Raw genomic sequence first — 24,634 nt, forward strand, 5'->3', positions numbered from 1 at the left:
TCCGGCCTAGGATAGCCGGACCTTCTGCCCGGACGGGTGCCCGGCTCAGTTGCGGATGGCTTCCTGGAAGGAAAGCGTCTGCTCGGTGTGCTGGGCGCGCTCGGCGATCCAGTCGATCACCTGCTCTTCCATCACACGACCCTGCAGACTGTTCATCAGTTGGGGATCGTTGCGGTACAACTCAATGACCTGCTCCGGCTCCTCGTAGGTCGAGGCGATCAGACGCAACGTCTCGTTCAGGCGCTTGGAGTCCAGGCGCAGCTGGTTGCGGCGGGCCACCTCGCCCACCAGCAGGCCAACCAGCACGCGCTTGCGCGCCGCATCCAGGAAGCCCTCGTAGGCGTTGTCGGGGACCTGCACCTGCTGGCCCTGGCGGCGGGCCTGCTCGGCCGCCTGCTGGACCATCACGCGCGCCTCGTTCTCGACCAGGCGCGGCGGCATTTCGACGTGCGAGTAGACGGCGATCAGCTGCTCACCGACCTCGCGGCGCAGGCGGGTCATCAGGGCACCCTTGAGCTCGCGCTCCAGGTTGCTGCGGATATCCGCCCGGAACTGCTCGGCGTCGCCGCTCTTCACGCCGAAGCTGCGGATGAACTCGCGGTCCACCTCGGGCAGCACCGACTCGGCCACCTCGGTGACCTTGACGTGCACGTCGACCTGCTTGCCCGCCAGCGGCGGAACGCGCCAGTCGGCGGGGAAAGTGACCGACACCGTCTTTTCGTCGCCCTTGGCCAGGCCCACGAGCGCCTGTTCGATCTCACCGAACATCACGCCCGACCCGATCAGCGTGGCGCCCTTCTCGATGCCCTCCGCCGGCATGCGCTCGTCACCGGCCTGCGACCAGGTCTCCAGCGCCACGCGATCGCCTTCCTTTGCGCCGCGTTCGACGACCTGGAACGTACGCCGCTGCATGCGCAGGTTGTCGACCATCTGGTCGATGTCGGCGTCGGTCACTTCGGCGGCGTGGCGGATCACGGTCAGCTTGGAGACGTCGACGTCGCCGAAGTCCGGCACCACTTCGAACGTGGCCACGAAATCCAGCTCGCCCTCGCCCTGCTTCTCGATGCGCGGATTGCCGGCCAGCTGCAGTTCCTGCTCACGCACCGCATTGTTGAACGTCTCGCGCAGCAGGCCGTCGAGCGCCTCGGCGCGGACCTGGTCGCCATAACGCTGTTCGATGACCTTCGCCGGCACCTTGCCGGGACGGAAACCCTTGATGCGCGCGGTGCGCGACAGTTCGCGCAGGCGACCGCCGATGTGGGTGTCCAGACGCTCAGCCGGCAGGCTGAAGCTCATGCGGCGCTCGAGGTTGCCGACCGATTCGACCGAAACTTGCATACTCACTGACTCCTGCGGCCACGGCACAGCCGGGGCGATGTTGATAATCCGGGACGCCCGGGGCAAGCGCGCAAGGCCCGCCCGGCGGAACTTGCTAGTTTCGCTGATTCCGGGGCGGGCTGCCAGCGGGGCGGGCGTTTCGGGTGAGGGGCATGGGCCGGTCCAGGCTCTGGGGCTTCCGCGCCATGCCCGGCCCCGGGGCCTCGACGAGATCGATGGGACTCGTCGCTGGAGCTTCATCAACGAGTTTCTGACGGCAGGGATGGCCGGCGGTTCATCATCGGCGTACGCCAGGACGCATGGCGCCATGCCCTCTTCGGCGCCCGGTACCGGGATCACCCGCTCACGAAGCCGGCCGCTCACCGCCCTGGCGGGTTCACGACCGTACTTTCCGGCCTACGGCGCGGCGTGGTGCGAAAGGAGGGACTCGAACCCTCACGGGGGTTACCCGCTGGAACCTAAATCCAGTGCGTCTACCAATTCCGCCACTTTCGCAAGGCCTGATGATTGTACGCGCGAGCCGGCCGGGGCCGGAAGACGACAGGCGACTGTCGACCCCATCCGCCGGCACCCACCGACCCATGCCAAGGCGCATCGTCACGCAAAGAAAAACGCCCGGCGTGAGCCGGGCGTTCTCGGGTTTGGTGGGCCGTCAAGGATTCGAACCTTGGACCTATTGATTAAGAGTCAACTGCTCTACCAACTGAGCTAACGGCCCCGAAAAACTGGCTGCGTAGTGTAACCGCATCTTCTTTTTCTGTGAACCCCCGCAGTGCGGAGATCCTTGATCAGTGGGGTGGCTGAGGGGACTCGAACCCCCGACATCTGGAATCACAATCCAGTACTCTAACCAGCTGAGCTACAGCCACCACTGAAACCTGCATCCTTCCGGATCGCACCGGAAGTGGCGCGCCCGACAGGACTCGAACCTGTAACCGCCGGCTTAGAAGGCCGGTGCTCTATCCGGTTGAGCTACGGGCGCCCGGTCCGGATTGTCGCATCCCCGTCATGCCGGAACACACTGGCACTGCATCAGACTGGTCGGGGTAGAGGGATTCGAACCCCCGACCCTCTGCTCCCAAAGCAGATGCGCTACCAGACTGCGCTATACCCCGACGAGGGTCCCGGCATGGCGTCTGGACGCCAACGAGGTCGCGTATTGTCGGAACCTGCGGCCCTGCTGTCAAACGAAACCTGATGTTCCTTCGCTTGCGATATGCTCGGGCGCTGGGGACAGACGTCCGGCAACCACATGAGGGAACGATGATGCGCAGCGGCAATCCGGCATTGAAGGAATCCACCTTCCTCGACCTTGGCAGCGGGACGGTCGTCTCGCGCGACGGCGAGGCGATGACGCTCAACGGCACCATCAACAAGACCGGCATCCTGTTGCTGCTGACCGTGCTGACGGCGGCGTTCTCGTGGAACCAGGCGCTCGGCCCGGACGGCCTGCCCGCTCCCGGCTTCGCGGTGTACATGTGGGGTGGCGCCATCGGCGGCCTGGTGCTGGCGCTGATCACCGTCTTCAAGAAGACCTGGTCGCCCGTCACCGCACCGCTGTATGCGCTGGTCGAAGGGTTCTTCCTGGGCGCGATCTCTGCGGTGTACAACGCGCAGTTCGGCGGGATCGTGATGCAGGCGGTGATGCTGACCTTCGGCATCCTGTTCGCGCTGCTGTTCGCCTACCGCAGTGGTCTGATCAAGGCCACCGAGAATTTCAAGCTGGGCGTGGTGGCGGCTACCGGCGGCATCGCACTGGTCTACCTGGCGAGCATCGCGCTGGGCTTCTTCGGCATCAAGATCCCGCTGATCCACGAGTCCGGCCTGGTCGGCATCGGCTTCAGCCTGTTCGTCGTCGTCATCGCCTCGCTGAATCTGGTGCTGGATTTCGACTTCATCGAAACCGGCGTCGAACAGGGCGCACCGAAGTACATGGAGTGGTATGGCGCCTTCGGCCTGATGGTCACGCTGGTGTGGCTGTACCTGGAACTGCTGCGCCTGCTGTCGAAACTGCAATCGCGCGACTGATTCCATTCCTCGCGAAAGAAAAGGGGCGCCTCGGCGCCCCTTTTTTCATGAGCCGACCGTCTCGTCAGGTGGCGCTGGGCCTGCGACCTCGGCGGCGCGCCGCGTCGACCAGGCGATGAACACCAGCGCCGACCCCGCCAGCCACCAGCAGTAGTGCACGCTGCCGGCCAGCGCCAGCGGCGACACGGCAGCCAGCGAGGCCGCCAGCAGGATCTGTGCGCCGTAGGGCAGCACGCCCTGCACCACGCAGGCGAAGATGTCGAGCATGCTCGCCGCGCGCCGGGGACTGATGCCATGGCGCTGGGCGATGTCCCTGGCCAGGCTGCCGGTGACCAGGATCGCGACGGTGTTGTTCGCCGTCAGTGCGTCGGTGCCAGCCGCGAGCGCCGCGATGCTGATTTCACCGGACCGGCGCCCCGTATGCCCCCGCGCGAACTTCGCGATGACCTGCGCCAGCCAGTCCAGTCCTCCCGTGGCCTTGATCAGGGCGGCCAGTCCGCCGATGAGGATGGACAGGAGCGTGATCTCGACCATCCCCTCGAAGCCCACGTAGATGTCGCCCACGTAGGACACCACGTCGTAGTCGTCCGCCAGCACGAAACCGAAGATGCCCGCCGCGACCAGCCCGATGGCCAATACCAGCACCACGTCCAGCCCGGCCAGGGCCAGCCCGAGTACCAGCACGTAGGGCAACACCAGCCACGGTGAAGCCGCATCGGGCGCGGCCACCGGCGCCGCGTCGCCGAGCGTTGCCAGTACCGCGAGCGTTGCGATGGCGGCCGGCAACGCGATCTTGAAGTTCTCGCGGAACTTGTCGCGCATCTCCGCACCCTGGCTGCGCGTGGCGGCGATGGTGGTGTCCGAGATGATCGACAGGTTGTCGCCGAACATGGCGCCGCCCAGCACCGCGCCGACCACCAGCACCCGGTCCAGCCCTGCGGCATCGGCAACGCCCAATGCGATGGGCACCACGGCCGCCACCGTCCCCATCGAGGTGCCGATCGACAGCGAAACGAACGCCGCCGCCAGGAACAATCCCGGCAGGATCAGGCTCGCCGGCAAGGCGCCCAGGCCCAGCGCCACCACCGCATCCACCGCACCGATCGCCTTGGATACCGTGGCGAACGCGCCTGCCAGCAGGAAGATCAGACACATCAGCATGACGTTGCTGTCGCCCATGCCAGCCAGCAGCGTCTGCTGCGCAGGCAGGCCACGACGACGCGCCAGCCATACGCCGAGCGCCAGCGCCGGCAGGATCGCCACCGGCGCGCGCAACTGATAGAACCCCATCGCCTCGCCCTGCGCGGTGAAGTACAACCCGGCACCGAAGAACAGCGCGAGGAACAGCAGCAGCGGAGTCAGCGCCAGCGCGCTGGGACGGACGGACATGACGGGGCCTTCTGCGTGGGGCCCGGATTGTGCGTGCCCTCGGTCTCCCATCCAACCTCATGGATGGGACACATGCAAACAAAAACGGGACGCTGTGCGTCCCGTCAGTGCGTTGCCTGGCTATGTGGGCTCAGACGCGGCTGGCGATCGCCTTCGCGAACGACATCGTGGTGCCCTCGCCGCCCAGGTCCGGGGTCAGCGAATCCTTGGCTTCCAGCGTGGCGATGATCGCCGCGCGCAGGCGCTCGGCCTTTTCCGGCTGGCCCAGGTGGTCCAGCATCTGGGCCGCGCCCAGCAGCAGCGCGCAGGGGTTGGCGACGCCCTTGCCGGCGATGTCCGGCGCCGAGCCGTGCACGGCCTCGAAGATCGCGGCGTCGACACCGATGTTCGCACCCGGTGCCAGGCCCAGGCCGCCGACCAGACCGGCGCACAGGTCGGAAATGATGTCGCCGAACAGGTTGGTGGTGACGATGATGTCGAACTGCTCCGGACGCATCACCAGCTGCATGCAGGTGTTGTCCACGATCATCTCGTTGGTCTGGATCTCGGGGTACAGCGCGGCCACTTCGCGCGCGACCTTCAGGAACAGGCCCGAGGTGGTCTTCAGGATGTTGGCCTTGTGGACGATGGTGACCTTCTTGCGGCCGGTCTTGCGGGCCAGGTCGTAGGCGTAACGCACGATGCGCTCGGAACCCTTGCGGGTGATCTTCTGCGTCAGCAGGGCGGTTTCGCCATCTTCCGAGATCGACTGGCCTTCACCGATGTACGCGCCTTCGGTGTTCTCGCGCACCGTGATCAGGTCAACGCCGGTCGGGAAGCGCGACTTGGTGTTCGGGAACGACTTGGCCGGGCGCACGTTGGCGTACAGGTCGAAGTGGCGGCGCAGCGCGACGTTGATCGAGCTGAAGCCCTCACCCACCGGCGTGGTCAGCGGGCTCTTCAACGCCACGCCGTTCTTGCGGATCGAATCCAGGGTGGCCTGCGGCAGCAGGTCGCCGTGCTTTTCCAGCGCGACCAGGCCAGCATCGGCTTCTTCGTAGGTCAGGCCGACCTTCATCACGTCAAGCACGTGCAGGGTGGCGTCCATGATCTCCGGGCCGATACCGTCGCCGCGGATGACCGTAATCGTCTGGGTCATTTGAGTGGTGTTTCCGAACAGGGGCGCGCGCTGGCCGGGGGCCGGCGCGGACGCAAAGGGGAAGGTCTGTGCGCGCCATTATGCCCGAGGCCCCCTCGGGGGCCCAAATCGACGATGGTCGGAGGCATTGCCAAGATCCAGTCGGATCCCGGCGTGCGCCGGGATGACGGGAGTGGGACGAACGGACTGCACGAAGGCAGCCGAGGTGCTCGGGGATGCCTGCGTCCTGTCCCTGTCCCAGCCTCAGTGGTCGTGCGCCGACGGCGCGTCAGCCTGCCCGCCTTCCAGCTGGTCGAGGAAATCCACCGCCCGGCGCAGGTGCGGGATGACGATGGAGCCGCCCACCACCAGGCCCACCGAGAACGTCTCGAAGAATTCCTCGCGCGTGACGCCGGCCTCCTTGCACTGGGCGACGTGGTAGCTGATGCAGTCGTCGCAACGCAGTACCATCGAAGCCACCAGGCCCAGGAGTTCCTTCGTCTTCACGTCCAGCGCGCCTGCCTGGTAGGTCTGCGTGTCCAGGGCGAAGAAGCGGCGGACGACCTGGTTGGGTTCATCCAGGATGCGCTTGTTCATCCGCTGCCGGAACTCGGTGAATGCCTTCACGCGGTCCTGGCTGTCGTCGGCCGCACTCATGCCGCCTCCCCTGCGAGCAGGGCTTCCAGCTTGCCTGCACGGTGCAGCGCGATCATGTCGTCGTAGCCGCCCACATGGGTTTCGCCGATGAATATCTGAGGCACGCTGGTACGCCTGGCCTTGGCGATCATCTTCTCGCGCGCGTCCGCGTCAAGGTCGATGCGTACTTCCGTCCAGGTCTGGCCCTTGCTCTTGAGGAAGTTCTTCGCCGCCACGCAGTAAGGGCAGATGGCGGTACTGTAGAGAGTGATCTCGGGGGCGGGGGCGCCTTGCGGGGTGTCGCTCAAGGGAGTTCTCCGGAACGAAAGGGACATGCTGTGGTCCCAACCAATATCGGGTCGACGGGGTCGGGTTACAGCCGGCGACATGGAACAGTGCGGACCGGTACTGGTCCGGTTAACCACGTATTCACTCGCCCGGATCAGCGACCCGTCATCCTGATCGAGACCCCCATTATCCGCCACGGAGCCCCCGTTTGCGTCCTATCCTGCTTGCCACTGCCCTGACCCTAGCCCTCGCGGCACCGCTGGCAGCCTCCCAGGACAGCCGCCTGCCGGATATCGGCTCATCCGCGGGCGAGCTGCTCACCCCGGCGCGCCAGGCCGAGTACGGCGGCATGATGCTGCGCGAACTCCGCAACTACGGGTACCTGCTGGAAGACCCGCTGATCACGGACTGGCTGCAGACCGTGGGCAGCCGGCTGGGTGCGGACAGCGACAACCCGCAGCAGGCGTACACGTTCTTCATGATGCGCGACCGGCAGATCAATGCCTTCGCCACGCTGGGCGGCTACATCGGCATGAATGCCGGCCTGGTGCTGACGGCGGATCGCGAAGACGAAATGGCGGCGGTGCTCTCCCACGAAATCGCCCATGTGACCCAGCAACACGTGCTGCGCGGCGTGGAGCGGGCGCAACGTGACCAGGTTCCGATCCTGCTGGGCATGCTGGGCGCCATCGTGCTGGCCCAGGCGGCGGGCGGAAGTTCCAGCGGCGATGCCTCCCAGGCGGCGATCGCTTCGGCCATGGGCCTGATGCAGCAGCGCCAGATCGACTACACCCGCTCCAACGAATCCGAGGCCGACCGCGTCGGCATCCGCACCCTGTCCCGCGCCGGCTACGACATCGACGCCATGGCCGGCTTCTTCGCCAAACTCCAGCAGGCCACCCGCGCCAGCCGCGGCAGCGGGCGCGAACAGGTGCCGGACTACCTGCAGACCCACCCGGTCACCACCACGCGCATCAGCGAAGCCCGCCAGCGCGCCGACCAGTTGCGTGGCGACCAGATCACCGCGACCACCCGCGTTCCCGGTGGCGAGCACGTTGAACGCTTCGACCGGCGAGGCGTGACGCTGCCGGAGTCGCGTAGCGACAACCCGTTGCTGCCCATCCCTGTGACCCTGCCCTCCCAGGTCTTCCAGCGTGGCGATACCGGCCAGTTCGACTGGGCGCGCGAACGCCTGCGGGCACTCAGCGCCAGCACGCCTTCTGCCGCCGTACGGGAGTACGAAACGCTGCGCCGGCAGGCCGGCAAGCCGTTGACGGCACCCCAGCGCTACGGACTGGCCATCGCCCATCTGCAGGGCGGCGACAGCAGGACCGCGCTGACGGAATTGCGCCGCCTGGACGACGAACATCCCGACAACCTCTGGATAACGCTGGCACTGGGCGAGGCGGAATCGCGCACCGGCGATCCGGTGGCGGCGAACCGTCGCTTCGACGCCTTGCTGCAACGACTTCCGCAGAACCGCCCGGCGGTCCTGACCTATGCGAAGGTGCTGAACGAACAGGGCGGACGCGAGGCCGGGCAGCGCTCGCAAGCCATCCTGCGCCCGTTGATGGCGCGCGCGGGCGACGATCCGGTGTTCCAGCAGCACTTCGCCAGGGCCAACGAACTGGCGGGCGACACCGCCCGTGCCGGCGAAGCCTACGCAGAGGCCGCCTACCTGAATGGCCGGCCGGAGCAGGCATTGATCCAGCTGCAGAATCTCAAGAACCAGGGCGACCTGGATTTCTACGCCCGCGCCAGGATCGATGCCCGCATCGCCGCCATCACCCCGGAAGTGCTCGAACTGCGCCGCCAGGGCATCCGCGACCCCGACGTCGAGCGCCGTTGACCCTCATTCGGCGCGCCTTGTGACAGTCCGACGGCGCGTCATGTAAACGTCATAAAATTGTCGTCTACTGGCACGGTCCCCCTCGCCCCCGGATTTTGCGTGCAGAAGCACATCCTGATCGTTGACGATGAGCCCGCCATCCGCGACATGGTGGCGTTCGCCCTCCGCAAGGGCGAATACGAGCCCATCCATGCCGGCGACGCCCGCGAGGCGCAGAACGCCATCGCCGACCGCGTACCGGACCTGATCCTGCTGGACTGGATGCTGCCCGGCACCAGCGGGCTGGAACTGGCCCGCCGCTGGCGCAAGGACGCGATGACCCGCGACGTGCCCATCATCATGCTCACCGCCCGTGGCGAAGAGAACGATCGCGTAGGCGGCCTGGAAGCCGGCGTCGACGACTACGTGGTCAAGCCATTCTCCGCGCGCGAACTTCTGGCCCGCATCCGCGCGGTGATGCGCCGCTCGCGCGACGATGACGAAGACGGCAGCGTCGCCGTGGGCAACCTGCGTATCGACGGCGCCGCCCACCGCGTGTTCGCCGGTGACACGCCGGTCGCCATCGGCCCCACCGAGTACCGCCTGCTGCACTTCTTCATGACCCATCCCGAGCGTGTCTACTCGCGCACGCAGCTGCTGGACCACGTCTGGGGCGGCAGCGTGTACGTCGAGGAACGCACGGTCGACGTGCACATCCGGCGCCTGCGCAAGACGCTTGAACCGCACGGCCTGGAGAACATGGTGCAGACCGTGCGCGGTTCCGGTTACCGCTTCTCGGCCTCGATGTGACGATTCCGGAAGGTCCGGACATTCGGTGTGAACGCGCCTTTTCCCACCGCTCTGGGGATGTGAGGAACAAACTACCGCCCCCTTTCGTCATCCCAGCGAAGGCTGGGATCCATTTTGCGTTCGCCGTTGTTCCTGCTCTGGAGTGACGCAAGCAGCGCCAAGAGCGACATGGATCCCAGCCTTCGCCGGGATGACGACGGACCACTGCCCGCACGGCACATCGCGCCCCGGCTGACCATCTTCCGATCCCTTTACCCATCACGCCCCCCGCAGTCCCATCCCTCCTGTCATACACATCTGCCTACAATCGCCCCATGCCCCATGACATCCGTTCCGCCTGGTTCAAGACGCTCGGCCAGTTGGCGCTGATCCTGGCGTTGGCCGTGGTGGTGGGCCTGCTGGTCGGCCAGGTGTGGCCGATCGTGACCATCGCCGCGCTGGGCGTGGTCGTGTGGCACTACTGGCGCCTGCGCAAGGTGCTGCTGCGCCTGACCGCACGCCAGCGACTCGAGCCGGCGCAAGGCAGGGGGGTGTGGAACGAGCTGGATCGCCTGCTGTTCCGTGGCCAGGCCGAAATGCGTACCCGCAAGCGCCGCCTGCTCGACATGCTGCGCGCGTATCGCGCCGCCGCCGCCGCGCTGCCGGACGCCGTCGTGGTGGTGGAACGCAACAGCCAGCGCGTGCAGTGGTTCAACAAGGCCGCCACCAGCCTGCTCGGCCTGCAATACCCGACGGACATCGGCGCCCCGGTCGGTGATCGCCTGCAGCCGCTGCCGATGTCGCACTGGCTGGCCGCCGGCCGCAATGCCGAACCGATGCTGGATGCAGCCTCGCCGGTCGATCCGAACCTGCGCCTCAATCTGCGCCTGATTCCGTATTCCGACGAGTACTGGCTGCTGGTCGCGCGCGATGTCAGCAAGATGCTGCGGCTCGAGCAAATGCGCCGCGACTTCGTGGCCAATGTCTCGCACGAGCTGCGCACGCCGCTGACCGTGGTGCATGGCTACCTGGACATGCTGGAACCCACCGAGTATCCGGACTGGGCGCCGATGCTGAGTGAAATGCAGAAGCAATCGCAGCGGATGACCCAGCTAGTCGAAGACCTGCTCACGCTCTCGCGCCTCGAAGCGCAGGACAGCCTGCCCGACGAGAATGTCGCGATGGCACCCATGCTGGCCACCCTGCGCCGTGAAGCCGAAGCGCTCAGCCAGCGCCGCCACACGATCGTCATCCAGGACGAAGCTCCCCTGGACCTGTCCGGCTCCAACAAGGAACTGCACAGTGCGTTCTCCAACCTGGTCAGCAATGCGGTGCGCTACACGCCTGCGGGCGGCACCATCACCGTGCGTTTCGCGCGCGAAGGCGACGGTGCCATGCTCAGCGTGCGCGACACCGGCTACGGCATTCCCTCCTCGCACCTGCCGCGCATCACCGAACGCTTCTACCGCGTCTCCACCAGCCGCTCGCGTGAAAGCGGCGGCACCGGCCTGGGCCTGTCCATCGTCAAGCACGTGCTCAACCTGCACCAGGCGCGCCTGGAGATCGAGAGCGAGGTCGGCCAAGGCAGCACGTTCTCCGTGCATTTCGGCGCCGAGCGCGTGGAGCCACGCCTCGACGCCCCCCACCCCATCATCACGGACAGCCAGACCGCATGAACGCCGCCCTGGATACGACGCCCGCCCCCGCGACCGGCGAAGACGCGCTGCGCGACCCCTCGCTCTACCTCAACCGCGAACTGTCGCAGCTGGACTTCAACTTCCGCGTCCTGGCGCAGGCGCAGGATCCGTCGGTGCCGCTGCTGGAGCGCCTGCGCTTCCTGTGCATCTCATGCACCAACCTGGACGAGTTCTTCGAGATCCGCGCGGCCACCGTGCGGCATGCGCTGGACTTCGGCCTGCCCCCCGGTGCCGACGGCATGAGTCCGGCCACGGTGCTCAACAGGATCCATGATCGCGCCGCCGAGCTGGTGGATGCCCAGTACAAGTGCTGGAACGACGTGCTGCGCCCCGGTCTGGCCGAAGCCGGCGTGCGCGTGTTCGGTCGCGACAGCTGGAACGCGCGCCAGAAGCGCTGGCTGCGCGCCTACTTCCGCAACGAGATCATGCCGGTGCTGTCGCCGCTGGGCCTGGACCCGGCGCACCCCTTCCCCAAGATCCTCAACAAGTCGCTCAACATCGTGGTGGTGCTGAAGGGCAAGGATGCGTTCGGCCGCGCCGGCCACCTGGCCATCGTGCGCGCGCCGCGCTCGCTGCCGCGCATCATCCACCTGCCACAGCGCGTGTCCGGTGGCGAGAACGATTTCGTGCTGCTTTCGTCGGTGCTGTCGGTGTTCGTGGACGAACTGTTCCCGGGCATGGAGGTCAAGGGCTCCTACCAGTTCCGCGTGACCCGCAACTCCGAAGTCGTGGTCGACGAGGAGGAAGTGGAGAACCTGGCGCTGGCGCTGCGCGATGAACTGGTCGGTCGCGGCTACCGGCCGGCCGTGCGGCTGGAGATCGCGCACGACTGCCCCAAGCCCATCGTGCGGCAGCTGCTGCAGAACTTCGCCCTGCCCGACAACGCGGTGTACCCGATCAACGGGCCGGTCAACCTCAATCGCGTGATCCAGGTCTACGACCTGGTGCAGCGTCCGGAACTGAAGTACCCCGCGTTCACCCCGCGCACGCTGCGCGACAGCGATGCGATCTTCGAGAAGGTGGCCGACGGCGACGTGCTGCTGCACCACCCGTTCGATTCGTTCGCGGCCGTGCTCGAGGTGGTCAAGCAGGCCGCTGTCGATCCGGACGTACTGGCCATCAAGCAGACGCTGTACCGCACCGGCAAGGACTCGGCGCTCGTCGAGGCACTGGTGCAGGCCGCGCGCAACGGCAAGGACGTCACCGTCGTGGTCGAACTGCGTGCGCGCTTCGACGAGGATGCGAACCTCGGCGTCGCGGACAAGCTGCAGGAAGCCGGCGCGCAGGTCGTGTACGGCGTGGTGGGCTACAAGACCCACGCCAAGATGCTGCTGATCGTGCGTCGCGAAGGCCGCAAGCTGCGCCGGTACGTGCACCTGGGCACAGGCAACTACCACAGCGGCACGGCGCGCGCGTATACCGACATCGGCCTGCTCACCAGCGACCCGGATATCGGCACCGACGTGCACCTGCTGTTCCAGCAGCTGTCGGGCCTCGCCCCCACCACCAAGCTCAAGCGCCTGCTGCAGTCGCCGTTCACCCTGCACCCGGGGCTGATCAGGAAGATCGAACGCGAGGCGAAGCTTGCCCGGGCCGGCAAGCCCGCCCGCATCATCGCCAAGATCAATGCGATCAACGAACCCCGCATCATCCGCGCCCTGTATGCCGCATCGCAGGCGGGCGTGCGGATCGACCTGATCGTGCGCGGCGCGTGTGCCCTGCGTCCTGGAGTGCCCGGCATTTCGGACAACATCCGCGTGCGCTCCATCGTCGGGCGCTTCCTCGAGCACAGCCGCATCTACTGGTTCGGCAACGACGGCTCGCCCGAACTGTATTGCGCCAGCGCCGACTGGCTGGAGCGCAACCTGCTGCACCGGGTGGAGACCTGCTTCCCGATCCTCGACAAGGAGCTCGCCGCGCGCGTGTTCAAGGATGGCCTGCAGAACTACCTGGACGATAACTGCAATGCGTGGGAACTGCAGGCGGACGGGAGTTACCTCAAGCTGTCGCCGGGCGAGGAAGCGCCGCATTCCGCGCAGGGCACCCTGCTGGCGAAGGTGTGATGCGACGCTGCGACCTTGCGTCGCATCATCGCGCTGACACATTGCGTGCCCGCACCCGTTAAACTGATCGCATGGCGCCCCTGACCTCTTCCACCTCCCCGCCGCTCCAGGACGGGGACCTGCTGGCCGCGATCGACCTGGGTTCCAACAGCTTCCACATGGTGGTCGCGCGATCACTGCTGGGACAGCTGCGCGTGGTGGACCGGCTGCGCGAGACCGTGCGGATGGCGGATGGCCTGGATGGCAAGGGCGGACTGTCCGCTGCGGCCCGCCAGCGCGCCCTCGACTGCCTGTCGCGTTTCGGCCAGCGCATCCGCGACATCCCCGGCACGCGCGTGCGCGCACTGGCCACCAATACCGTGCGGCAACTGCGTGACCCGCAGGATTTCCTGGTCGCCGCGGAAGCCGCGCTCGGCAAACCCATCGAAGTGGTCTCGGGCCGCGAGGAAGCGCGCCTCATCTACCTTGGCGTCGCGCACGCGCAGCCGCCGAAGTCCAATCAGCGCCGGCTGGTGATCGACATCGGCGGCGGCTCGACGGAATTCATCATCGGCCGCGGCTTCGAGACGCTGGAACGCGAAAGCCTGCAGGCGGGCTGCATCGCCAGCACGCGACGCTTCTTTCCCGGCGGCAAGCTGTCGCGCAAGCGCTGGAAGGAAGCCCTGACCGAAATCGGCGCCGAGTTCCAGCAGTTCGCCGGCCTGTACCGCAACCTGGGCTGGCAGGAAGCCATCGGCTCGTCCGGCACCAACAAGGCCATCGGCGACATCTGCGCGGCGATGAAGCTGACCAAGGGCGCGGTGACCGCCGAGGCCCTGCCGCAGGTGCGCGACCGCCTGTTGCAGGCCGACCGCATCGAAGACATCGACCTGCCCGGCCTGTCCAGTGACCGCCGGCCGATCATCGCCGGCGGCGTGCTGGTGCTGGAGGCGGCCTTCGAGGCGTTGGGACTGCAGCGCCTGATGGTCAGCAAGGCCGCCATGCGCGAAGGCATCCTGTTCGACATGCTGGGCCGCGGCAGCGACAACGATCCGCGCGATCTTTCCACGGCGGCGCTGATGCAGCGCTACGGCATCGACGAATTCCAGGCCGCGCGCGTGGAAGCCACCGCGATGCGCCTGTTCGAGCAGGTGGAACAGCGCTGGAGCCTGGACGACGACGACGCGCGGATGCTCGGCTGGGCCGCGCGCCTGCACGAGATCGGCCTGGCCATCGCACACAGCCAGTACCACGTGCACGGCGCCTACCTGCTGGAGCATTCCGACATTGAGGGCTTCTCGCGCCAGGAGCAGCAGGTGTTGTCCGCGCTGGTCCGCACCCACCGCCGCGGCGTACCCAAGACGGCCTTCGATGCCCTGCCCGACCGCCTGCTGCTGAGCGCCAAGCGCAAGGCCGCGCTGCTGCGGCTGGCGGTGCTGCTGCACCGCTCGCATGATGCGGAGGCCATCCCGCGGCTGGATCTGACCGCAAACGGCGATCGTCTCGACCTGGTGGTCAGCAAGAAGTGGATCGACTCGCGCCCCCTGCTCCGCTCCGACCTGGTCGGCGAACCCGAAGACATGCAGGGCCTGGGCGTGGCGTTCAAGCCCTTCGTGGCGTGAACGGCCCACGTCCCCTCTAGTGTGACTTGAGGTTACACTCGGACCCGCCCCGGATTTGCGGCGTGGCCCATCCCTTTTCCCCCACGCCATCCTCCCCGTCCGCTCCTGTGGCGGGAGCCGGTCCGACGGCCATGATTCGTCGCGTACGTGCATTCAGGAGGAAGCCGTGATCGATCGAAGTAATCCCGAGGCGCCCTTGTCCGACGCCTGGCTGGAAGGCGGCCCGGGAGCCGTGTCCATCAGCCGCAACGTGGACCGCCTGCTGGATGCCGTCCGCCGCCATCTCGACATGGACGTGGCCTTCGTCAGCGAATTCCATGGCCGTCATCGCGTCTTCCGTCATGTCGCCACGCGGCTCGACCGCGCGCCCATCCTGCCCGGCGACTCCAGCCCACTCGACGAGGGCTACTGCATGCGGGTGGTCGAAGGCAGCATCCCGCAGCTGATTCCCGACACCGCCGCCATCCCGCTGCTCGAGCACCTGCCCGAAACGCGCACCGTGCCGATCGGCGCGCACATCAGTGTCCCCATCCAGCTGCGCGACGGACGCGTGTACGGCACCTTCTGCTGCTTCAGCCTGTCGTCCAACCTCTCGCTGGGCCAGCGCGACCTGCACATGATGCGTGCCTTCGCCGACCTGCTGGCCTACCAGATCGACGGCGATCTGGATGCCGTGCAGGAACACGAGGCGAAGGTGGAGCGCATCACCGCGGTGCTGGAACTGGGCCAGCCGCACATGGTGTACCAGCCCATCTACCGCAGCAGCACGCGCCGCATCATCGGCGTGGAATGCCTCTCGCGCTTCGACCTGGAACCCCGCCGCACGCCGGACGTGTGGTTCGCCGAAGCCAGCGAGATCGGCCTGGGCGTGCGCCTGGAGCTCAACGCCATCCTGTCGGCACTGGATGGCCTCCGCCATGTCCATGGCGACTTCTACGTGGCGTTGAACGTTTCGCCGCAGACCATCATCAGTGGCGGCATCGACGGCTACATCGACGACCTGGACCCGCGTCGCGTGGTGCTGGAAATCACCGAGCATTCGCTGGTCGAAGACTACAAGCTGCTCAACGAGCGCCTGGTGCCGCTCCGCGAGGCCGGCGTGCGCGTGGCGGTGGACGATGCCGGCGCCGGCTACGCCAGCATGCGGCACGTGCTGGCCATCCATCCGGACATCATCAAGCTCGACCTCAGCCTGACCCGCGACATCGACACCGATTCACCACGGCGTGCGCTGGCTGCGGCGCTGATCGAGTTCGCCCGCCAGACGCAGTCCCGCGTGGTCGCCGAAGGCGTGGAGACCGCGTCGGAACTGGCCGCCCTGCAGGCGCTCGGCGTGGATGATGTGCAGGGCTATTACCTGGCACGACCGCTGGAGGTCGAGGCGCTGGCGCAGAAGCTCATGGCCGAACGCCAGCGCAACTGAACCACCGGAGCGCTCTGGCATGATGCCGCCTCCTCCCTCCGCACGCACATGATGAAGACCTTCCTCCTCGCCGACGACACTCCGGTTTCGCGCATCGCCTACGGCTGCATGCAGCTGAGCCGCGCGTGGGACAGCACGCCGGTGACCGCCGACGAACGCCGCCAGGCACAGCGCCTGGTCGAAACCGCGCTGGCCCATGGCATCACCCTGTTCGACCATGCCGACATCTATGCGCGTGGCAAGTCCGAGCAGGTGTTCGGCGACGTGCTGCGCGCCTCGCCCGGCCTGCGCCAGCGCATGGTGCTGCAGTCGAAGTGTGGTATCCGCTTTGCCGATGATCCGGCAGGCTCACCGGGACGTTACGACTTCAGCCAGGCCCACATCGTGGCCTCCGTCGAGCGCAGCCTGTCGCGACTGGGCGTGGAGCATCTCGACATGCTGCTGCTGCACCGCCCGGATGCGCTGGTGGAGCCGGAGGAGGTCGCGCGTGCATTCGACGCGCTGCATGCCAGCGGCAAGGTGCGCCATTTCGGCGTGAGCAACCACACGGCCGGACAGATCGCACTGCTGCGCAGGCATGTGCGGCAGCCGCTGGTTGCCAACCAGGTGGAAGTCAGCCTGTTGCACCATCACCTGATCGACGACGGCGTGGTGGCCAACACCACCGGCCATGCCTACGCGGCAGCGGCCGGCACACTGGACTACTGTCGCCTGCACGATATCCGCGTGCAGGCGTGGTCGCCGCTGGCGGGCGGCAAGTTCGCGACTGCTTCGGAATTCGCCGATCCGGTGGTCCGCAACACCTCGACCCTGCTCCGCCAACTGGCGGAAGAAAAAGATGTCACCCCGGAGGCCATCCAGCTTGCCTGGTTGCTGCGCCACCCTGCCGGCATCCAACCCATCGTCGGCACCACCGACCCGGTTCGCCTGGCAACGTGCTGCGCGGCCGACAGCGTCGAGCTGAGCCGGGAAGATTGGTACGCATTGTTCACTGCGGCGCGCGGCGAACGCGTGCCCTGAGGCAGTCCTTGGCCCCACCTGTCTACCCGCGGCAGTCCGCGCTTATGATGCCGCATCACGGCGGACCCGCCGGCCAGCCGACAAAGAGAGCGCAGCGGTGATCACTCAGCAGACCGTCAAGGGAACCTGCCATTGCAAGGCCGTCGAGTTCGAGGTCGACCTGATCAACGGCCACGAGAACATACGCCGTTGCAACTGCTCCATGTGCAGTCGCCGGGGCGCCATCATGGCGGGCGTCACCGTGGACCGGTTGCGCGTCACGCGTGGCGAGGACAAGCTCAGCCTGTACCAGTGGAACACGAAGATCGCCAGGCATTATTTCTGCAGCATCTGCGGCATCTACACGCATCACCAGCGCCGCAGCGTCCCGACGGAATACGGCTACAACCTGGCGTGCATCGAGGGGATCGATCTCGCGAGCATCGGGGAGATAGGCGCCAGCAATGGTGCGGCGCAATCGCTGGTTTCACCCTGACATTGCTTCCAGATCCTCGCCGGAAGGCAGTCCATGACGTGATCGAGGTTGTCGGCATCCGTGGCAGATCGATACGCATGCATCATTTGATGGGTCGACGGGAACGGATGCTGGAAGGACCTGGACACGCGAGACGAAGAACCTCGATCCTCTTGCCGACGTACGCCGTCTGGCATCCGACACCACCACAGGCAGACCGCATGGCTGACCCCTACAACTCCCCGGCAGCGCGCCCGACGGCTTCACCTCTGAACGACACGATGGTCACCACAGCACTGGAACTGCCGGGCTACCGCATCATTCGCAACCTGGGTCTGGTGCGGGGCATCACGGTACGGTCGCGCTCGATCGTGGGCAATTTCCTCGGCGGACTGCAGACACTGTTCGGCGGCAACATCACCATCTACACCGAGCTGTGCGAACAGGCGCGCCACGAGACCTACCGCGACATGATGCAGCACGCCCGGCAACTGGGGGCCAACGCGATCATCGCCGTCCGCTACGACGCCACCGACGTGATGGCAGGCCTCACCGAAGTGTTGTGCTACGGCACGGCGGTGGTGGTCGAGCCGCGCGACTACTGACTCCGATGAAGCCGTCGAAGCGCAAGCGTCCGTGGCTGTGCAGGCTCGTGCTGGCCGCCCTGATCCTGGCGGCGTATCCCGCGTCCGTCCTGACCTACACCTGGTCCCACGTCCTGCAGAGCCCACTCCCGGGTGGCCGGCATGGGCCGCTGGACGCGTACCGGCACACCCTGGCCAGCGCGATCGTGGCCTATACCCTGGACGCGCGTGCCGTCCACCTCGTCAATGGCGTCATGGAGCGGCGCGGAAAGCGCGCCAACACCATGGACATCCACAACAACCTGATCGGTGCAGGGATCGGATCGCGCGCGACCCGGTTCGCGGACATCGAGCCGATGGTGGCGCGTCGCGTGGCATCAGGCTGCATCGACGCTGCTTCACCGGACCAGACGACGTGGTTGCCGCAGAGCGCGTGGAAGGAAGGGTTCGCGTGGTGACCCTGTGGCGCGTTCCGGGTGGCATCAACCCCCATGTCCGACAGCGTGTCTCTCGGCCGGCGCGGGCTCGGCTATAGTCGCCCCCAGTCGCGGCCGGCCCCACGCCGACGGGCAGTCCCTCGCATCCTTGCCGGAGGTTGTCATGAAGCGCGTGTTCCGTTTGATCCTTGCCGTCATTGCCGGCCTGCTCGTCGGCAGCATCGCCAACATGGCGCTGGTCATGCTCAGCGGCCATGTCATCCCGCCACCGGCCGGCGTGGACACCACCACGGCGGAAGGCCTCAAGGCGGCGATGCCGCTGTTCGAACCGAAGCATTTCCTGTTCCCCTTCCTGGCCCACGCCATCGGCACGCTGGTGGGCGCCTTCGTCGCCACGCTGGCGACGCCCGGCCGGACCCGCGGCCCCGCGTGGGCGGTCGGCGCCTGCTTCCTGATCGGCGGCATCGCCGCCATCGCCATGCTGCCCTCGCCGCTCTGGTTCACCGTGGTGGATCTGGTGTTCGCTTACCTGCCGATGGCGTGGCTGGGGCACCGGATGGCGGCGCGGGGGCAACGCGCGGCCTGAAGGCGGCCGCCTTCACCCGCGATGGAATCAGGCTGTCAGCTTCGCGACGATCCGACGGACCCCGGGCGCCACCAGCGTGACGGCGATGAAGGCCACAGGCCACGTCGTGGCGCAGCTGCGCGCCCAGGTTGCCAGGAAGTCCGCATGCAGTCCCTGGTTGATCAGCAGCACGAACGCGGACACCAAGGACACCATGATGGCGGAGAGCAGCGCGCCGAATAGCAGCGGCGCGAAACGGGCGGGAATACGCATGGCGAGACTCCTGTTGGAAGAACGGGATCAGAAGGAAAACAGCAGACGTACGAGCAGGGCCGACAGATAGAGCCCTGCACCGAACATCAGGTGGTTCAACACGCTGTGCATGCGCGCATTGGCCGGACGCGGCGTCCTGGACGCCGCGACGCCGGCGCCCATGCCAGGCTGCATCAGCAGGAACGGAACGGCGACGGTGACCAGGCCCACCAGGAGTGCCGGTCCCGGCGTAGGGTCACGCAGCCACGCAACGCCCCAGACAATGGGGAGCACACCGGCAAAGGCGATGCCGGTCAGGTAGTGCGCGCACCAGCCCAGCGTCCGTTCGCCGCGGACGGAGGCGCTCCGGGCGATGGCGGCATGGCGGAATCGCCCCGTCGGCATATGGCCGAACCAGCGGCCCACCAGGGCATAGTCGGCGGTCGGCACGCCGAAGAGGCCGCGCCGCAGCAGGCCCCAGGCATCCATCGCGAGTGTGGCGCCGATGCCGATGAGCAGCGTGCGGATCACAGAATCCATGTCGATCTCCAAGAAAGGTCCGGCGCTGGCTTGTGCCGCACGACCGTTGCGCGCACGATGCCACTTCAAGTCGACTTGAAGTCAAGCGGGGTTCTGGTGGACATCGGCGAGGTTGCGAAACGATCCGGCTTGCCGGCGTCGACACTGCGCTACTACGAACAGAAAGGGCTGATCGCGTCCATCGGACGCCATGGCCTGCGCCGCACCTTCCATCCGGACGTACTGGAACGCCTGGCGCTGATCGCCTTGGGGCAGACGGCTGGGTTTTCGCTCGACGAAATCGCGGCGATGTTCGGCGCCGATGGCCGACCCGACATCGACCGCCGCAGCCTGCGCGCGAAGGCGCGCGAACTGGACATGATGATCCTGCGCCTGACCGCGATGCGCGACGGACTGCGCCACGCCGCGGCCTGCTCCGCCCCCAGCCACCTGGAATGCCCACGGTTCCGGCATCTGCTGAGCCAGGCGACCACGGGCGGCCGCCGCTCAGACAAGCCGAAGAAGCGCTGAGTGGCCTTCTTCGGCAGCGTCATGTACCGGTAACCCCACCGCAATACTCGCTACATCTCCCGCCCCCAGCATGCGCAAAACGTGGAGTTGCGCATGCGCTTTGCCATCGTCACCGAGACGTATCCGCCGGAAGTCAACGGCGTGGCCCTGACCGTGCAGGGGCTGGAAACCGGCCTGCGCCAGCGCGGGCATGCCGTCTCCCTGATCCGGCCGCGCCAGCCCGCCGACGCCGCCGACAGCGGAGACACCCTGCTGGTGCGTGGCGCCAGCCTGCCGCGCTACCCCGGACTGAAGTTCGGCCTGCCTGCGACGCGCCGCCTGGTGGCGCAGTGGAAGGCTTCCCCTCCCGATGCCATCTACGTGGCGACGGAAGGCCCGCTGGGGTGGTCGGCGCTGCGTGCCGCGCGGCGGCTCGGCATCCCGGTGGCGACAGGATTCCACACCCGCTTCGACGAATACATGCGCGACTACGGCGTGCGCTTCCTGCAGCACACCGCACTGCGCTGGATGCGCCGCTTCCATAACGGCGCGGACGCCACGCTGGTGCCGACGCGCGAACTGGCCGACTTCCTGCAGTCGCAGGGCTTCCACCGCGTGGTGCGGCTGGCGCGCGCCGTGGACGCGCGCCACTTCAGCCCATCGCGACGCGACGCGACGCTGCGTGCGGCGTGGGGCCTGGGGCCGGACGACCTCGCCGTGATCTACGTGGGTCGCATTGCTGCGGAGAAGAACCTCGAGTTGTCGATCCGGGCATTCCGCCGCATCCAGCAGTTGCAGCCGACGGCGAAATTCGTCTGGGTCGGCGACGGACCGGTGCGCGAGCGGCTCGCGCAGGAGAATCCGGACTTCATCTTCTGCGGCGTGCAGCGTGGCGACGCGCTGGCGCGGCACTTCGCCAGCGGCGACCTGTTCCTGTTCTCCAGCCATAGCGAAACCTTCGGCAACGTGACGCTGGAAGCGATGGCCAGCGGTGTGCCGACGGTGGCGTTCAACTATGGTGCCGCGCGCGAGCACCTGATCGACGGCGTGCGCGGCGCCGCCGTCGACAACGACGACGACTTCATCGGGGCGGCATTGCGGTTGGCGGGCGATGCCCCTGCGCGCCGCGCCATGGCCGATGCCGCCAGCGACGCGATGCGCGCGCTTCACCCGGACCAGGTGTCCGCCGACTTCGATGCCCTGCTGACCGATCTCGCCCTGACACGGAGAAGCCACCATGCGTCCGTTGCTGCCGCGTAATCCCCTCATCGGCCGGGACACCGGCTGGTGCCTGCTCGCCAATCGCTGGGGCGAATGGAACGGCGTGCGTCGTTTCTTCGCCCTTGTCAGCCGGCTTGGCGACGGCGTGTTCTGGTACGTGCTGATGGCGGCGCTGGTGGTCGCCGATGGCCTGGACGGGCTGGCAGCTTCGGCGCACCTGGCGGCGACCGGTGTGATCGCGCTGACGCTGTACAAGGCATTGAAGCGCTGGACGAAGCGGCCACGCCCGTTCGCGTCGGATGTACGCATCCGCGCATGGATCGCGCCGCTGGACGAGTTCAGCTTCCCGTCCGGCCACACGCTGCACGCGGTGGCCTTCACCATCGTGGCGCTGGCGCACTACCCGGTGCTGGCCCCCTTGCTGATCCCGTTCGCCGCCTGCGTGGCGGTCTCGCGCGTGGTACTGGGCCTGCACTACCCCAGCGACGTGCTGGCAGCGACGGTCATCGGCACCGCACTGGCGACGCTTTCGATCTGGCTGGTGCCGGGCGTAAGCCTGCTGGGCTGAGCTGGGCAACGCCCACAGCGACAAGAAGAGCGAACTCAGAGTTATCTTTTGTCATCTCAATGTTAGATTTTATTGACATTGAGTAAATCAAACATTACCTTACTCCCCGTCCATCCACCAACGGGGAGCACCACCATGCTGTCGAAGGAACGTTTCGCCTGGGTCTGGCTGACGGCGCTGGCCGTCGTGTTCTCGCTGTACTTCACCTACCTCGCGGTCTATGCCGATGCCGTCGCGGCAATGCACATGGGGCAGCGCATCGGCCTGCTGGCGCTCGCGCTGGGATCGCTGGGGATCATCGCGGGGCTTACCTACCTGCTGGGCCGGCAGCGCGAGGAAGACGGCTCGCCCACGCCCACCGACGAGCGCGATCGCCGGATCGAGTCGCGCGCGTCGGTCTACGCCTATTACGTGCTTATGGCCGGCATCATCATCGTGGGCTGCGTGATGCCGTTCCTTGCCGGTGGCTGGACGCTGGTGCATGCAACGCTGCTGGCGATCGCCGCCGCCGAGTTCGTCCACTCCGGCCTGATCATCCACGGCTATCGTCGAGGCGTACGTGGCTGAGGCCCGGGTCACCAACCAGATCCGCACGCTGCGCTTCCTGGCCGGCGAAATGACCCAGGCCGACCTCGGCAAACGCGTGGGCGTGACCCGGCAGACCATTGCCGCGATCGAGGCCGGCAAGTATTCGCCGACGCTGGAATGCGCGTTCCGCATCGCCGAGGTGTTCGACAAGCCGCTGGTCGAAGTGTTCGGCTGGGAGCGTTGAGCACGACGGGCCTGCAGGAGTGCCCGACGGGCGCTCCTAAGGCATTTCGAATGCGGTGGCTCGCGCGCGAAGGAGAGCGGGCTGGAGTTGGCCCGGCCAGTCGCGATCGTTGGCCACCTGGGCACTGGCGCGACTGCGGTCCAGGGCGTCGACATCCAGGTCCGCGATGGCCCAGGCGGCCTGGTCGGCGGTCTGCGCCACGATGCCATCGTCGGGCAGCCCGCGATCCATCGGCGCGAAGATCGCGGCCTCACCGGTATTGATGTCCAGCGCAGGGCTCCACGCCGCCTCGCCGGCAGTGACCGACTGCGCCACGAACATCCGGTTCTCCAGCGCGCGTGCCAGGCATCCCACGCGCACGCGGGTGGCACCGGCCGCCGTATCCGTGCAGCTGGGCACCAGCAGCAGCCGTGCGCCGGCCTCGGCCTGCGCACGCACCGGCAGCGGGAATTCGCTGTCGTAGCAGACGGCCACGGCGGCACGCACACCGTCCATGTCGAACACCTTCACCGCGTCGCCGCCCTCCATGACGCCCAGCGTCTTCTCGAACCCGGTGAGCTGCAGCTTGTCCTGCCACGCATACGCGCCCTGGGGGGTGAACACATCGCAGCGGTTGCGGTAGCGGCCGCCGCCGTGGGCGAGCAGGAACGTACCGGCCACGATGTACAGATCGAACGTCCGTGCAAGCCGTGCATACAGCGCGAGCCAGTCGTCGCGATAACGCTGTATCGCAGCCAGCGAAGCGTGCAGGTCGCCGCGCACGCCGGCGTCGAACGTGGCGGCCAGTTCCAGCGACAGATACTCCGGCAGGACGACGATGCGTGCGCCCTGCGCGGCCACCTCGCCCAATGCCGTCGCCTGTCGGTCGGCAAAGGCGGTGAAATCCGCAGGTGCCTGGACGACATGCTTGGCCACGGCGACTTTCATCGCGCGCCCTCCAGCCCGCGCAGCCAGAACGTCAGCGCGTGCTCGGTTTCGCCGCGCCCGATCTCGTTCCATGCCAGCCGCATGGTCATGCCGGGCTGCCGCGTGTAGCCACGCTTGTCCCAGAACGCCTCGTGGGTGCGATGCCCGACGGGCCTGCGCGGGTCGTCCGCTTCACGGTCCACCGCGCAGAACGCCGTCCACCCGAACCGTCCCAGCGCCCGCGCATGCGCTTCGCGGTGGTCGAAGAACGCGTGGCCGATGCCATGGCCGCGGTAGGCCGGCAGCAACACGGATTCGCCGAAATAGAAGACATCCTCGGGATCCATCCCGCTGTCCAGGAACGGCTGGCGGAAGGCTTCGGTGTCGTCCGCCAACGGCAGGCCGGTGGATGCACCCACCACCTCCCCACCCTGCATCGCCAGCACGAACACGCTTTCTGCCGAGCGCGCATACGCGGCCAGGTAATCGCGCTCGAAGTCCAGATCGCCTTCGTAAAGGTAGGGCCAGTCGCGGAACACGGTCACGCGCAGGCGCGCGACATCGTCAAGCCAGGGCGTGATTTCCGGCCCACGGAAGAGGCCGATGGTGTGCGCAGAGTTCATCCCTGA

At 67.1% G+C, this 24,634-nt stretch carries 26 protein-coding genes and 5 tRNA genes; 17 read left to right on the forward strand and 14 right to left on the reverse strand.

Translation table 11 applies throughout. The features are described 5' to 3' along the window. Positions 1-45: 45 nt before the first annotated feature. The 6 genes from tig to AC3DET_RS02410 form a co-directional block, all read right to left on the reverse strand. The gene (tig, locus tag AC3DET_RS02385) at positions 46-1,338 is read right to left on the reverse strand and encodes a trigger factor (protein WP_446537386.1); all 1,293 of its coding nucleotides are present in this window, start codon (positions 1,336-1,338) and stop codon (positions 46-48) included. Positions 1,339-1,747: 409 nt separating this feature from the next. Next, a tRNA-Leu gene (locus tag AC3DET_RS02390) sits at positions 1,748-1,833 on the reverse strand. Between the two features lie 147 nt (positions 1,834-1,980). Next, positions 1,981-2,056 (reverse strand) — tRNA-Lys (locus AC3DET_RS02395). A 74-nt stretch (positions 2,057-2,130) separates the two neighbouring features. Then, positions 2,131-2,207: transfer RNA gene (locus tag AC3DET_RS02400), tRNA-His, on the reverse strand. Between the two features lie 36 nt (positions 2,208-2,243). Then, positions 2,244-2,320: transfer RNA gene (locus tag AC3DET_RS02405), tRNA-Arg, on the reverse strand. Positions 2,321-2,376: 56 nt separating this feature from the next. Next, positions 2,377-2,453 (reverse strand) — tRNA-Pro (locus AC3DET_RS02410). A gap of 148 nt (positions 2,454-2,601) precedes the next feature. On the opposite strand from AC3DET_RS02410, the gene AC3DET_RS02415 reads away from it, so the two are divergent. After that, the gene (locus AC3DET_RS02415; RefSeq protein WP_337730151.1) at positions 2,602-3,366 is read left to right on the forward strand and encodes a Bax inhibitor-1/YccA family protein; all 765 of its coding nucleotides are present in this window, start codon (positions 2,602-2,604) and stop codon (positions 3,364-3,366) included. Between the two features lie 45 nt (positions 3,367-3,411). Here AC3DET_RS02415 and AC3DET_RS02420 read toward each other — a convergent pair whose 3' ends face one another. The 4 genes from AC3DET_RS02420 to grxC form a co-directional block, all read right to left on the reverse strand. Then, positions 3,412-4,755, reverse strand: coding sequence for a Na+/H+ antiporter NhaC family protein (locus AC3DET_RS02420; RefSeq protein ID WP_488390610.1), 1,344 nt, complete (start codon positions 4,753-4,755; stop codon positions 3,412-3,414). 130 nt (positions 4,756-4,885) lie between these two features. Beyond that, positions 4,886-5,893, reverse strand: a complete 1,008-nt coding sequence (locus AC3DET_RS02425; protein WP_055941972.1) for an isocitrate dehydrogenase — start codon at positions 5,891-5,893, stop codon at positions 4,886-4,888. A gap of 243 nt (positions 5,894-6,136) precedes the next feature. After that, positions 6,137-6,529: a carboxymuconolactone decarboxylase family protein gene (locus AC3DET_RS02430; protein ID WP_192200742.1), complete on the reverse strand. Its 393-nt coding sequence runs from the start codon at positions 6,527-6,529 to the stop codon at positions 6,137-6,139. Further along, positions 6,526-6,816, reverse strand: coding sequence for a glutaredoxin 3 (gene grxC / locus AC3DET_RS02435; protein ID WP_225590822.1), 291 nt, complete (start codon positions 6,814-6,816; stop codon positions 6,526-6,528). The genes AC3DET_RS02430 and grxC overlap by 4 nt, the downstream gene beginning before the upstream one ends. 188 nt (positions 6,817-7,004) lie before the next feature. On the opposite strand from grxC, the gene AC3DET_RS02440 reads away from it, so the two are divergent. The 11 genes from AC3DET_RS02440 to AC3DET_RS02490 all read left to right on the forward strand — a co-directional run bounded on the left by AC3DET_RS02440 (position 7,005) and on the right by AC3DET_RS02490 (position 19,278). Continuing rightward, positions 7,005-8,645 (forward strand): M48 family metalloprotease, encoded by a 1,641-nt coding sequence (locus AC3DET_RS02440; RefSeq protein WP_488390611.1) that lies wholly within the window; start codon positions 7,005-7,007, stop codon positions 8,643-8,645. A 99-nt stretch (positions 8,646-8,744) separates the two neighbouring features. Beyond that, positions 8,745-9,434, forward strand: coding sequence for a phosphate regulon transcriptional regulator PhoB (phoB, locus tag AC3DET_RS02445; protein WP_142123972.1), 690 nt, complete (start codon positions 8,745-8,747; stop codon positions 9,432-9,434). Between the two features lie 314 nt (positions 9,435-9,748). Next, positions 9,749-11,089 carry a phosphate regulon sensor histidine kinase PhoR gene (phoR, locus tag AC3DET_RS02450; RefSeq protein WP_192200739.1) on the forward strand — a complete coding sequence of 447 codons (1,341 nt, stop codon included), beginning with the start codon at positions 9,749-9,751 and terminating at the stop codon, positions 11,087-11,089. Further along, positions 11,086-13,173, forward strand: coding sequence for a polyphosphate kinase 1 (gene ppk1 / locus AC3DET_RS02455; RefSeq protein ID WP_446537388.1), 2,088 nt, complete (start codon positions 11,086-11,088; stop codon positions 13,171-13,173). The genes phoR and ppk1 overlap by 4 nt, the downstream gene beginning before the upstream one ends. A gap of 80 nt (positions 13,174-13,253) precedes the next feature. After that, on the forward strand, positions 13,254-14,774 hold the full coding sequence (gene ppx, locus AC3DET_RS02460) for an exopolyphosphatase (protein ID WP_192201266.1): 1,521 nt from the start codon (positions 13,254-13,256) through the stop codon (positions 14,772-14,774). 166 nt (positions 14,775-14,940) lie between these two features. Then, positions 14,941-16,197, forward strand: a complete 1,257-nt coding sequence (locus tag AC3DET_RS02465; protein ID WP_488390612.1) for a sensor domain-containing phosphodiesterase — start codon at positions 14,941-14,943, stop codon at positions 16,195-16,197. A gap of 51 nt (positions 16,198-16,248) precedes the next feature. Continuing rightward, positions 16,249-17,217 (forward strand): aldo/keto reductase, encoded by a 969-nt coding sequence (locus AC3DET_RS02470; protein ID WP_488390613.1) that lies wholly within the window; start codon positions 16,249-16,251, stop codon positions 17,215-17,217. 97 nt (positions 17,218-17,314) lie between these two features. Next, a complete protein-coding gene (locus AC3DET_RS02475; protein ID WP_488390614.1) occupies positions 17,315-17,692 on the forward strand; it encodes a GFA family protein in 378 nt (125 codons plus the stop codon). 200 nt (positions 17,693-17,892) lie between these two features. Continuing rightward, entirely contained in the window at positions 17,893-18,276 is a 384-nt protein-coding gene (locus AC3DET_RS02480; RefSeq protein ID WP_337730161.1) for a YbjQ family protein, read from the forward strand. Positions 18,277-18,281: 5 nt separating this feature from the next. After that, a complete protein-coding gene (locus tag AC3DET_RS02485) occupies positions 18,282-18,713 on the forward strand; it encodes a hypothetical protein (protein ID WP_488390615.1) in 432 nt (143 codons plus the stop codon). Between the two features lie 142 nt (positions 18,714-18,855). After that, complete coding sequence (locus AC3DET_RS02490) at positions 18,856-19,278, forward strand: hypothetical protein (RefSeq protein ID WP_488390616.1); 423 nt, start codon at positions 18,856-18,858, stop codon at positions 19,276-19,278. A 27-nt stretch (positions 19,279-19,305) separates the two neighbouring features. Here the strand turns inward: AC3DET_RS02490 and AC3DET_RS02495 are convergent, their stop codons facing one another. Continuing rightward, the gene (locus AC3DET_RS02495; protein ID WP_337730164.1) at positions 19,306-19,530 is read right to left on the reverse strand and encodes a DUF2798 domain-containing protein; all 225 of its coding nucleotides are present in this window, start codon (positions 19,528-19,530) and stop codon (positions 19,306-19,308) included. Between the two features lie 27 nt (positions 19,531-19,557). Continuing rightward, complete coding sequence (locus AC3DET_RS02500) at positions 19,558-20,049, reverse strand: DUF2938 domain-containing protein (protein WP_488390617.1); 492 nt, start codon at positions 20,047-20,049, stop codon at positions 19,558-19,560. 57 nt (positions 20,050-20,106) lie between these two features. Between AC3DET_RS02500 and AC3DET_RS02505 the strand changes: the two genes are divergently transcribed. The 5 genes from AC3DET_RS02505 (at position 20,107) to AC3DET_RS02525 (ending at position 23,099) form a co-directional block, all read left to right on the forward strand. Next, positions 20,107-20,559 carry a helix-turn-helix domain-containing protein gene (locus AC3DET_RS02505; RefSeq protein WP_488390618.1) on the forward strand — a complete coding sequence of 151 codons (453 nt, stop codon included), beginning with the start codon at positions 20,107-20,109 and terminating at the stop codon, positions 20,557-20,559. Positions 20,560-20,652: 93 nt separating this feature from the next. Further along, positions 20,653-21,798 carry a glycosyltransferase family 4 protein gene (locus tag AC3DET_RS02510; protein WP_488390619.1) on the forward strand — a complete coding sequence of 382 codons (1,146 nt, stop codon included), beginning with the start codon at positions 20,653-20,655 and terminating at the stop codon, positions 21,796-21,798. Beyond that, positions 21,776-22,327, forward strand: coding sequence for a phosphatase PAP2 family protein (locus AC3DET_RS02515; RefSeq protein WP_192200729.1), 552 nt, complete (start codon positions 21,776-21,778; stop codon positions 22,325-22,327). Before AC3DET_RS02510 ends, AC3DET_RS02515 begins: the two co-directional genes overlap by 23 nt. Positions 22,328-22,462: 135 nt before the next feature. Continuing rightward, a complete protein-coding gene (locus tag AC3DET_RS02520) occupies positions 22,463-22,894 on the forward strand; it encodes a DUF2178 domain-containing protein (RefSeq protein ID WP_488390620.1) in 432 nt (143 codons plus the stop codon). Continuing rightward, the gene (locus tag AC3DET_RS02525) at positions 22,887-23,099 is read left to right on the forward strand and encodes a helix-turn-helix transcriptional regulator (RefSeq protein WP_488390621.1); all 213 of its coding nucleotides are present in this window, start codon (positions 22,887-22,889) and stop codon (positions 23,097-23,099) included. The genes AC3DET_RS02520 and AC3DET_RS02525 overlap by 8 nt, the downstream gene beginning before the upstream one ends. A gap of 36 nt (positions 23,100-23,135) precedes the next feature. Here the strand turns inward: AC3DET_RS02525 and AC3DET_RS02530 are convergent, their stop codons facing one another. After that, positions 23,136-24,026 carry a carbon-nitrogen hydrolase family protein gene (locus tag AC3DET_RS02530; RefSeq protein ID WP_488390622.1) on the reverse strand — a complete coding sequence of 297 codons (891 nt, stop codon included), beginning with the start codon at positions 24,024-24,026 and terminating at the stop codon, positions 23,136-23,138. Next, positions 24,023-24,628, reverse strand: a complete 606-nt coding sequence (locus tag AC3DET_RS02535) for a GNAT family N-acetyltransferase (RefSeq protein ID WP_488390623.1) — start codon at positions 24,626-24,628, stop codon at positions 24,023-24,025. Before AC3DET_RS02535 ends, AC3DET_RS02530 begins: the two co-directional genes overlap by 4 nt. Between the last annotated feature and the right edge of the window lie 6 nt (positions 24,629-24,634).

This window comes from Pseudoxanthomonas sp. 97-1-1, from assembly GCF_057773125.1.

Excerpts from the sequence above, each read along its gene's own strand:
- phoR (WP_192200739.1), top strand. The coding sequence starts at position 9,749 with ATGCCCCATGACATCCGTTCCGCCTGGTTCAAGACGCTCGGCCAGTTG.
- AC3DET_RS02530 (WP_488390622.1), bottom strand. The coding sequence starts at position 24,026 with ATGAAAGTCGCCGTGGCCAAGCATGTCGTCCAGGCACCTGCGGATTTC.
- AC3DET_RS02470 (WP_488390613.1), top strand. The coding sequence starts at position 16,249 with ATGAAGACCTTCCTCCTCGCCGACGACACTCCGGTTTCGCGCATCGCC.
- AC3DET_RS02480 (WP_337730161.1), top strand. The coding sequence starts at position 17,893 with ATGGCTGACCCCTACAACTCCCCGGCAGCGCGCCCGACGGCTTCACCT.
- AC3DET_RS02425 (WP_055941972.1), bottom strand. The coding sequence starts at position 5,893 with ATGACCCAGACGATTACGGTCATCCGCGGCGACGGTATCGGCCCGGAG.
- AC3DET_RS02515 (WP_192200729.1), top strand. The coding sequence starts at position 21,776 with ATGCGTCCGTTGCTGCCGCGTAATCCCCTCATCGGCCGGGACACCGGC.
- AC3DET_RS02420 (WP_488390610.1), bottom strand. The coding sequence starts at position 4,755 with ATGTCCGTCCGTCCCAGCGCGCTGGCGCTGACTCCGCTGCTGCTGTTC.
- AC3DET_RS02510 (WP_488390619.1), top strand. The coding sequence starts at position 20,653 with ATGCGCTTTGCCATCGTCACCGAGACGTATCCGCCGGAAGTCAACGGC.
- AC3DET_RS02485 (WP_488390615.1), top strand. The coding sequence starts at position 18,282 with ATGAAGCCGTCGAAGCGCAAGCGTCCGTGGCTGTGCAGGCTCGTGCTG.
- AC3DET_RS02520 (WP_488390620.1), top strand. The coding sequence starts at position 22,463 with ATGCTGTCGAAGGAACGTTTCGCCTGGGTCTGGCTGACGGCGCTGGCC.
- AC3DET_RS02430 (WP_192200742.1), bottom strand. The coding sequence starts at position 6,529 with ATGAGTGCGGCCGACGACAGCCAGGACCGCGTGAAGGCATTCACCGAG.
- AC3DET_RS02495 (WP_337730164.1), bottom strand. The coding sequence starts at position 19,530 with ATGCGTATTCCCGCCCGTTTCGCGCCGCTGCTATTCGGCGCGCTGCTC.
- AC3DET_RS02415 (WP_337730151.1), top strand. The coding sequence starts at position 2,602 with ATGATGCGCAGCGGCAATCCGGCATTGAAGGAATCCACCTTCCTCGAC.
- AC3DET_RS02500 (WP_488390617.1), bottom strand. The coding sequence starts at position 20,049 with ATGGATTCTGTGATCCGCACGCTGCTCATCGGCATCGGCGCCACACTC.
- AC3DET_RS02490 (WP_488390616.1), top strand. The coding sequence starts at position 18,856 with ATGAAGCGCGTGTTCCGTTTGATCCTTGCCGTCATTGCCGGCCTGCTC.
- AC3DET_RS02505 (WP_488390618.1), top strand. The coding sequence starts at position 20,107 with ATGCCACTTCAAGTCGACTTGAAGTCAAGCGGGGTTCTGGTGGACATC.
- tig (WP_446537386.1), bottom strand. The coding sequence starts at position 1,338 with ATGCAAGTTTCGGTCGAATCGGTCGGCAACCTCGAGCGCCGCATGAGC.
- AC3DET_RS02535 (WP_488390623.1), bottom strand. The coding sequence starts at position 24,628 with ATGAACTCTGCGCACACCATCGGCCTCTTCCGTGGGCCGGAAATCACG.
- ppk1 (WP_446537388.1), top strand. The coding sequence starts at position 11,086 with ATGAACGCCGCCCTGGATACGACGCCCGCCCCCGCGACCGGCGAAGAC.